Source organism: Brevibacillus sp. AY1, assembly GCF_029870785.1.
GTDB lineage: Bacteria > Bacillota > Bacilli > Brevibacillales > Brevibacillaceae > Brevibacillus > Brevibacillus invocatus.
On sequence record NZ_JAFLPN010000006.1, the window covers coordinates 158,000 to 167,060 of the forward strand.

At 45.8% G+C, this 9,061-nt stretch carries 7 protein-coding genes and 1 pseudogene; all 8 read left to right on the forward strand.

Features of this window, described 5'->3' with window-relative positions:
• Nucleotides 1-3: 3 nt before the first annotated feature.
• Entirely contained in the window at nt 4-1,536 is a 1,533-nt protein-coding gene (locus JZI27_RS08480; protein ID WP_280207288.1) for a response regulator transcription factor, read from the forward strand.
• A 130-nt stretch (nt 1,537-1,666) separates the two neighbouring features.
• Nucleotides 1,667-3,337, forward strand: a complete 1,671-nt coding sequence (gene hutU / locus JZI27_RS08485; protein ID WP_280207289.1) for a urocanate hydratase — start codon at nt 1,667-1,669, stop codon at nt 3,335-3,337.
• Nucleotides 3,338-3,344: 7 nt separating this feature from the next.
• Nucleotides 3,345-4,631, forward strand: coding sequence for an imidazolonepropionase (gene hutI / locus JZI27_RS08490; protein WP_280207290.1), 1,287 nt, complete (start codon nt 3,345-3,347; stop codon nt 4,629-4,631).
• A gap of 453 nt (nt 4,632-5,084) precedes the next feature.
• Nucleotides 5,085-5,687 (forward strand): hypothetical protein, encoded by a 603-nt coding sequence (locus tag JZI27_RS08495; protein WP_122908628.1) that lies wholly within the window; start codon nt 5,085-5,087, stop codon nt 5,685-5,687.
• 14 nt (nt 5,688-5,701) lie between these two features.
• Complete coding sequence (locus JZI27_RS08500; protein ID WP_280207291.1) at nt 5,702-6,319, forward strand: hypothetical protein; 618 nt, start codon at nt 5,702-5,704, stop codon at nt 6,317-6,319.
• A 95-nt stretch (nt 6,320-6,414) separates the two neighbouring features.
• Nucleotides 6,415-7,173 (forward strand): hypothetical protein, encoded by a 759-nt coding sequence (locus JZI27_RS08505; RefSeq protein WP_122908626.1) that lies wholly within the window; start codon nt 6,415-6,417, stop codon nt 7,171-7,173.
• A gap of 105 nt (nt 7,174-7,278) precedes the next feature.
• Nucleotides 7,279-7,737: pseudogene (locus tag JZI27_RS08510) on the forward strand (amidohydrolase family protein); the annotation flags it as partial.
• Between the two features lie 849 nt (nt 7,738-8,586).
• On the forward strand, nt 8,587-8,979 hold the full coding sequence (locus tag JZI27_RS08515; RefSeq protein ID WP_280207292.1) for a hypothetical protein: 393 nt from the start codon (nt 8,587-8,589) through the stop codon (nt 8,977-8,979).
• The last annotated feature ends 82 nt before the right edge of the window (nt 8,980-9,061 follow it).

Consider the following 9,061-nt stretch of genomic DNA (forward strand, 5'->3'; position numbering starts at 1 on the left):
TACATGCCGAGCATCATGATTGCCGATCGCGACCCCAACGAACGCTCCGGGATCAGCTGGCTGCTCAACAGTTGGCAAATTCCCTACGATCATGTATACAAGGCAGGAACGATGGAGGACGTCTTTCAGGTGCTGGAAGACCATGTGCCAGATGTCATCTGTATCGAGCTGGACATGGTAGCTAGAAGCAACTGGGAGCGACTCAAGCTGTTAGTCGAGCAGTTTCGTCCCATTGTTCTGGTGATGACGGCAGAGGCTACGTTCGAGAAAGCGATGCTTGCGATCGAGCTGCGCGCACGTGACCTATGGCTGAAGCCGCAAACACCTGAGGTGATCAGACGTGTCCTGACCCGATGCTCTCAGGAGATTGTCGAGGCTCGAAACGGGGGGCGAGATGTACGTGTAGCGGGCAGTTGGTCAGAGGGAGAAGGGGTGACGTATCGCGAGCTCTTTGTTCCTGATTCGCAGAACCACAGAGAGCAAACCCTTTTGCTGGCGCAACTGGAGGAGACCAGACATCATCCTGCGCTGCTCACCTTTTTACAGGAGTTCCCGTTTCGTCAAAAACCCGTGCTGCTGCCTCTGGCAGATGTCATCGTCGGGGTTTTCGACACACAGCAGGGAAAAGAATCACTTGCGTCCATGCAGCAGCTGGCGAGAAGAATCTTGATCGAGTGGGAGGCGAAGCATGACTCCCCGCTGTTTCTCGTCGTCTACGAGGCGCAGGATCAGCAAAAAAGCTTGAGCGAAAAATATCAGGATGCGAGTCAGGCATTGCAAATCCGCTTCTTCACAGGATATCGGCAAGTATCCGTCGCAGAAAATGTGATCAATTGGAAAACGATAGACCCGTTCTTGACTCCCGCCGAACAGCGTGCATGGGTAGATATGCTGCACGAGGGAGACAGAGATGGATTAAAGCAGTGGATGTATACGCAATTTTCCTTTCAAAAAGGGCCTTTTCCAGAGCCGGGCCTGCTTCGCATTCGGCTGACCAGCATCTTGGCACAGGTCAGACGCTATATGAAGTCGCATGGCTTGGACGGTACGAATGTGGAGGAGGACTACCATCGGGTCTTTGAGATCATCCTGTACGCGCCGATTCTTTATCGCATCATTCAAGAGCTGCTGTTATTTATCTACAAGCTCATGGATGTCGTGCAAAGGCAGCGTGGTGCAGCGGGTGTCGATGTGATCGAGCTGGCTCTTCGCTTTATGGAGGGGAGATTCTCAGATTCCTCCCTACGTCTGGAGGATGTCGCAGGCTATGTGGATCGGAGTCCCGCCTATTTCAGCACACTGGTCAGCAGCAGTCTGGGCATTACGTTTCGGCAGCTGCTGACGAACATGCGACTGAAGGAAGCAGAGCAACTGATTGCCGAAACGTCTTTGAGTATTCATGAGGTAGCGGAGCGAAGCGGCTTTGCCAATGCCAACTACTTCAGCAAAGTGTTCAAGGAAAAGCTGGGAACAACCCCGCGGATGTATCGCAATCAAAAGAAAGGAGTAGAATCGAAAAAAAATACCTATTTGTAGCTTTTCCCAGCGAATAGGCAAAAACAAACCGATAGTAGGGGCACCAAATCAAAAGCCTGGTGCCTTTTTTTGTTTTCCACCCATTTTTATACTGAACAAAAGAACCTTGAAGAAAAGCAGGTGGGAAATAATGGCGACTACGCAGACGATTGAACAGTTGATTCAGCAATATTCGGGTGCACAGCTCCATACCAAGGGATGGGTACAGGAAGCAGCTTTGCGGATGCTGCTGAACAACCTGAACCCGCAGGTAGCGGAACGGACAGAAGATCTGGTCGTCTATGGCGGGATCGGCAAAGCAGCTCGCAACTGGGAATGCTTTGAGGCGATTGTGGAGACATTGAAGCAGCTGGATAGCGACGAGACGCTGCTGATCCAATCGGGCAAGCCAGTCGCTGTTTTTCGGACGCATACAGATGCTCCACGCATTCTGTTAGCCAACTCCAATCTGGTACCGGCATGGGCAAACTGGGAGCATTTCCACGAGCTGGACAAAAAAGGGCTGATGATGTACGGACAGATGACAGCGGGAAGCTGGATCTATATCGGCAGCCAGGGCATTGTGCAAGGCACGTATGAAACCTTCGCCGAGTGTGCGCGGCAGCATTTTGAAGGAACGTTGGCTGGGACGATTACCGTGACGGCTGGCTTGGGAGGCATGGGTGCCGCCCAACCCTTGGCGGTTTCGCTCAACGGCGGTGTAAGCATCAATATTGAAGTAGATCCGGCCCGTATTCAGCGCAGATTGGATACAAAGTACCTGGATGTGATGACGAGCAGTCTGGATGAGGCTCTTACCATTGCACAGGAGATGAAGCTTGCCAAAAAAGGCGTCTCGATCGGGCTGGTGGGCAATGCACCAGAAGTGCTGCGTGAGATGCTGAATCGCGGCTTTATCCCGGATGTGCTGACGGACCAAACCTCCGCTCACGATCCATTAAATGGCTATATCCCGACAGGCATGTCTTTATCCGACGCGCAGGAGCTTCGTCTCCGTGATCCGAAAAGCTATGAAGTCCGAGCGAAAGCGAGTATTGCCGAGCACGTTCTCGCCATGCTGGCGATGCAGGCGCGCGGAGCAGTGACCTTTGACTACGGGAACAACATTCGACAGGTGGCAAAGGATGAAGGGGTAGAGGATGCCTTCCGCTTTCCGGGATTTGTTCCTGCCTATATTCGTCCGCAATTTTGCGAGGGCAAGGGACCGTTTCGCTGGGTAGCGCTATCGGGTGATCCGGAAGACATCTACAAGACCGATGAAGTGATTTTGCGGGAATTCGCCACGAACACCCATTTGTGCAACTGGATTCGCATGGCTCAGGAGCGCATTCAGTTTCAAGGTCTGCCTTCTCGTATCTGCTGGCTGGGATACGGTGAACGCGCCCGCTTTGGTCACATCATCAATGAGATGGTGGCCAGAGGCGAACTGAAAGCCCCGATCGTGATAGGACGCGATCATCTGGACTCTGGATCGGTCGCTTCCCCCAATCGGGAAACAGAAGCCATGATGGACGGAAGTGACGCGGTGGCTGACTGGCCAATCTTAAACGCGCTGGTCAATGCAGTCGGTGGAGCGAGCTGGGTATCGGTGCATCACGGTGGAGGAGTCGGCATGGGGTATTCCTTGCACGCGGGGATGGTCATCGTAGCAGACGGTACGGAAGAAGCGGCACGCCGTTTGGAACGAGTGCTGACGACTGATCCGGGCATGGGTATCGTCCGTCATACAGATGCTGGCTACGAGCTGGCTAGACGCACTGCCAAGGAAAAAGGTGTCCACATTCCCATGATAAAGGAGTAGACGCGCGATGAAGCATCAGCCGTTATGGATTCGCCACGCTAGCCAGCTCGTCACCTTGGCGGGAACCTCACAGGCACCTGTCACGGGTGCAGGAATGAATCAGCTCTCCTTCATCGAGAATGGCAGTGTCTGGCTGGAAGACGGGAAGATCGTTCACGTCGGTAAAGACGAGGAGCTCGAAGCGATATTCGGGTCACGTCGGGATGAAGCAAGAATCATTGATGCTACAGGCAAGCTGGTCACACCCGGCTTGATCGATCCGCATACGCATCTGGTGCATGCCGGAAGCAGGCAGAATGAGTTCAACATGCGACTCCACGGCGCTACTTACATGGAGATCATGAACAACGGTGGTGGAATCCACGCGACGACCTCGGCTACCCGAGTGGCTACTCACGATCAGCTGTTTGCGGAAAGCAAAAAGCGGCTCGATCAGTTCCTCCTGCACGGGGTTACAACGGTGGAAGCCAAAAGCGGCTATGGCATGACACTAGACGTAGAACTCAAGCAGCTGGAGGTAGCAAAGCGGCTTCACGAGGAGCATCCGGTCGATATCGTCAGTACCTTTATGGGTGCACATGCAGTTCCTCGCGAGTATCGGGATCATCCAGACGATTTTGTGGAGCTGTTGATCAGGGAGATGATCCCGGAAGTAGCGCGCCGCGGACTTGCCGTATTCAACGATGTTTTCTGCGAGCGCGGGGTATTTACACCAGAGCAGTCCAGACGCATTCTGGAAGCTGGCAAGGAGTACGGACTCCTGCCCAAAATACATGCAGATGAAATCGAACCATACGAGGGAGCGGAGCTTGCCGCAGAGATCGGGGCCGTATCTGCTGATCACCTGCTGCGGGCATCGGAACATGGTATTGAACGGATGGCACAGTCTGGCGTCATCGCTGTTCTGCTGCCTGGAACCGCCTTTTTCCTGATGGCAGAGTCAGCGAACGGCCGCAAGATGATCGATGCCGGAGTCGCAGTCGCGATCTCCACGGATTGCAACCCTGGTTCTTCGCCTACCGTCTCCATGCCGCTCATCATGAATCTGGGCTGCCTGAAAATGGGTATGACCCCAGCGGAGGTCCTGACCGCAGCGACCATCAATGCGGCACACGCCATCCGTTGCGCGGATCGGATCGGCAGCATCGAGACTGGCAAGCAGGCGGATATCACCATTTTTGAAGTGCCCGACTACATGACCCTGCAGTATCGATACGGAGTGAATCATGTTCATACCGTGATCAAAAGAGGAACGGTAGTCGTGTCGGATGGCAGGTTGATAGAGGAGTTTTAGTATTCACAAGAGGCTGTCACAAAAGGTTAATCTCGATTTACTGAATCCCAAAAAAGAGTGATAAAACATCCCGATTCACTATCGAAAGTGGGTCGGGATGCTTATGTTTGGCATGAATTTGTTGTTAAAGTGGGGACTCAAGATTGAAAAATGACTTTTGAGACTGAAAGGTACGTGAATCATTAACGAATAGGGAGTAGAAGAAAGAAACAATTCTTACAGGCTGTTGGGAATAAGGAGGTGGCTAGTTCAAAGTAACAAACCATTTAGAAATGACTAGTTCCAGTACTAGAGAAAGTCAAGAGGTCGACGAATAAGGAACTAAGTACTCGCTGCCTTTATTATCAAAGGTAAGATTCTATTTAGAATATTTAGGTGTGAAAAAACGAGATTGTATTTACATTTTTTGTTTTTTTATGTATTATTTTGTTTAAATGCAAAGGAGGTATATAAATGAAAAAAAGTAAATATTTTACTATCATTTCGTTTCTCTCTTTAACTTTAGCATTAAGTGGTGTAGCTTCTGCTGCGGGCGAGTTGAAAGATGCTAATGCATTTTATTACAATGGTGGTTTTAAGGATATTTCAGTTACAGAAAACATGAAGTATTATATACCATCATACACATGGGACCAATTCGGTGATTATATCGATGATTCATTTTCTGATTTTTCCTCTATATCAGGTGTCAACTTTGGATTTGAAGAAGTTTCCTGGCTTGAAGATGCAGACTTGTTTATTGTCGACACTGACGAAGATGGAACCTATGATGGACTACCTGGGATTATGATTCCTTGTAATTGGTCTGGTTCTACTTGTAATAAAGTGAGTTACAATTCAAGGTGGGAATTGGCTGCAGTATTTTTATTACCAGATAACATGGAGAGAGAAGATTTTAGTTCTATTAACAGGCACAAGACTGTTTTACATGAAATTGGCCATGCATATGCATTAGAACATCAGCCTAAAGGTGTTAATTCAGTAATGGTACCAGGAAAGTTAACTATTACAAGCCCAACCTCTCTAGATATTAGTAACTTAAAATGGAAATATTAAGGAGTGTTGATAGCATGGTCAAGAATAGATTCTCTATCAATGCAACCATTCTAGTTTTATCCTTAGGTTTAATGTTTTTTACCGCAAATTTAATTACAGCAAAAGCTAATAATGAGGAAAAAATAATTTCCTACCCTGGCCATGTAATACCTTATGATGATCTAAGAGAACTTGAAAAAGTTTCTCCGATAATCGTGCAGGCATCGTTTACTGGCGAACGTGAAACTGTATATCCCAATATAACAGAAGGTAAACTGTTCCGGTCAGATTCTCTCGTTGAAATTCACAATGTTTTTAAAGGTGACCTTGAAAATCAGGACAAAATTATAGTTTATGAACCAGCGATAATAGACGAAGACAATAATTATGTAACGATCGATGGTTACAAGCTGATGGACGAAAACGGGACATATACTCTATTTTTAAAACCAGTAAAAAATAAAGAAGGCTATGCAATTTCTGGAATGTATCAGGGGAAATATAATAATAACATTCAGAAAAATGGAAAAAACGTGACAAGGAGTTTAGACTATGAGGCTTTGAGTGAAGTCGATTACTTCGGTGAAAATATTGACCATTTTAAGAGGTTAAAAGAGAAAGTTGTAGAGAAATATGAAGTATTGTCTGATTAAAAAATTTAAATCCGAATGGGTATATTCCCCAAACGGATTTTTTTTTCCTTGATCTTTTGATTTATTTTTATGAAGAATCAATAAGAGGTGTTATTATGAAATTCACGATAATTCCCCTGACATTTCTCCTGTTATTGGACATCACATCTTCTTATCCCCCCATCGATACCATCAAAGAAGAGAGTGAACTTCACACCAATGCTCAGTTTACTGGTGACTGTGACTTTAAGATAGATGAATATAATCCTGCCTTGAAGTGGAATAACCTCAGGTACAAAAAAAACTATGAGTCGGATACAAAATTATTGGAGCGAGGAGAAAAGATCGGTGAGGTTCAGTTCAAAGTAAATGGAAATGTTTGCCTTGGATATCGAATGGAAAATGGTGACGCAACCTGGGCACCGATTGGAACCCCGATATACAAAATAAAGGGATACTCAGAGAAATTCAGGCTTTTATTGGGAGATGAACTGTTTGAAGTATCTGAAATTCCGGACGCAAAAAAAATAGGTGACTTTTATGACATAACAGGAAAAGTTATGAAGATTTCAATAGAATACCCGATTGAAAACTCTCCTTCAGTAGATTTTTCAATGGAAGAGACGATACAGTTCATCGATGAATACTTACAACAAGATTATGTCCCGTTCAATGAAATTTTTAAAGGCATTCCAATTAACAGTAACAAATATTTCTTAAGGGTTCATCTAAATGATGACTCTAAAGTTATAATTGGTTATTGGATAGACGAAAATGCATTTTTATTAGGATATGGGAATGATGTCATCAAGAATATTGTCACGAAAAATGCCGAAAGGCTCACCACTCATTACCCAAGAACTAATAACAACTAATTTTGTAATTTTATGAACGCAATTTTCGCTGCGAACTAGCTTTAGTTGACAAGGATAGCAGGTGAGGCTGTACCAGAAATAAAGCTAATGAGCTCGGAGCTTGATACTGATCACCTGCTGCGTGCATCGGAACACGGCATTGAGCGAATGGCACAGTCTGGCGTCATAGCTGTTCTGTTGCCTGGAACCGCCTTTTTCCTGATGGCAGAGTCAGCGAGTGGGCGCAAGATGATCGATGCCGGAGTCGCAGTCGCGATCTCCACGGATTGCAACCCGGGTTCTTCGCCTACCGTCTCCATGCCGCTCATCATGAATCTGGGCTGCCTGAAAATGGGCATGACCCCGGCGGAGGTCCTGACCGCAGCGACCATCAATGCGGCACACGCCATCCGCTGCGCGGATCAGATCGGCAGCATCGAGTCTGGCAAGCAGGCGGACATCACCATTTTTGACGTGCCCGACTATATGACCCTGCAGTATCAATACGGAGTGAATCATGTTCATACCGTGATCAAAAGAGGAGAGGTGGTTGTATCAGGTGGGAGATTGATAGAGGAGTTTTAGTATTCACAAGAGACTGTCTAAAAAAATAAAGAAGCTGGAGAAAATCGTTTCATTTCCCTCCAGCTTCTTTTTTGTCCCTATTGGTTCAAAGAAAATGGCTGGGCGGTTGCCCGCGATTTTCATTAAGTTATGTGCTATTGCCACAATTTCGAACTCGATATATTTTGTCGAGCCCACGCAAGGAAAAGCGGCGGAAACGACCGATTGCCCTTGATGTGACCGAATGCACTTTCTACTTCCACCTTTTGTCGCTTATAGAAAGTGGCTTTGTCCTTACATTCAAGGGCTACTTTTGCCTATGTGCATAAAAATGCTCGTATTGAGTCATTTCACAGTTTTTTGGGGACAGAATGTTTGCAACGAAATGAAATTCAGAGCTATCAAGAAGTGCAGTTTGTATGACATATCACCAGTAGAATTCGGCAAGGCTTTTGCACTGCAACATAAAAAACCGTTTTATCGTGACAGTATTGCGAGGCAATGAAGCACTCAAAAACATTCTTAAACCTAACTGTCTAGCAGGACGGGAAAAGTCTGGAGAGTCAAGCGTACGCTCTATCGATAGATTTTTCCCGTCCCACAATCACAAGCCGTTTAAGAAAAAGAATCATATGAAAATGCGAGAATAAGGGAGAACGACTCTATTTATGAGGAGGTTAAACCGGTATCAGCCCACCAAATAGTTAAGAATACGCAAGAGCGATGTGTTAAATGTTAAGTGAAAATGTGAATACTACCTGCTACTCAAAATAAAGTACTATTTTCCGAATTGTAACTTTTTTGTAATTTATAAATATATAAATATACTAAAATGTAAATTATATCAAAAAAATAAATAAGTAGGACTTTATGAAGAAACTAGCTAAATTAGCAGTTATATCAGCTTCCCTATCAATTGCTTTGTTATCATCAAGCGCTTACGCAAACGATATCCTTGGAACAGGTGAAGATTATAACTTTTCAGGATATGGATCATATATTCATGATAGAACAGCCACAACTGCATATTTATGGGCATATACTGAAGGAGAAGGAGCAGATAGAAATAAGGTTCGGGTAGAGTCCGATTTTTACATGAATGGTTCACTGGTAAAAAGTACCGGAGCCAACAGAGTCACTTATATTGATTTAGACTATGATGCGAAAGCTACGAGAATAAACTCACTCAAAGTTACTTCAAACCAATATGTGTACAATAAAGTAAACGAGTATAAGAGAAAGACTTCTCAGGATTCATGGTAAAGATAAAAAAGGAGCCATTCCTGTAATGAATGAATTTGGGGTTTGAATAAAAAAAGCACCTTCTGTAAACTGGGAAACGTTC

Bases quoted from the DNA above. Each gene is read 5' to 3' on its own strand.
- JZI27_RS08480 (WP_280207288.1), top strand. From the start codon at position 4: ATGCCGAGCATCATGATTGCCGATCGCGACCCCAACGAACGCTCCGGG.
- hutU (WP_280207289.1), top strand. From the start codon at position 1,667: ATGGCGACTACGCAGACGATTGAACAGTTGATTCAGCAATATTCGGGT.
- hutI (WP_280207290.1), top strand. From the start codon at position 3,345: ATGAAGCATCAGCCGTTATGGATTCGCCACGCTAGCCAGCTCGTCACC.
- JZI27_RS08495 (WP_122908628.1), top strand. From the start codon at position 5,085: ATGAAAAAAAGTAAATATTTTACTATCATTTCGTTTCTCTCTTTAACT.
- JZI27_RS08500 (WP_280207291.1), top strand. From the start codon at position 5,702: ATGGTCAAGAATAGATTCTCTATCAATGCAACCATTCTAGTTTTATCC.
- JZI27_RS08505 (WP_122908626.1), top strand. From the start codon at position 6,415: ATGAAATTCACGATAATTCCCCTGACATTTCTCCTGTTATTGGACATC.
- JZI27_RS08515 (WP_280207292.1), top strand. From the start codon at position 8,587: ATGAAGAAACTAGCTAAATTAGCAGTTATATCAGCTTCCCTATCAATT.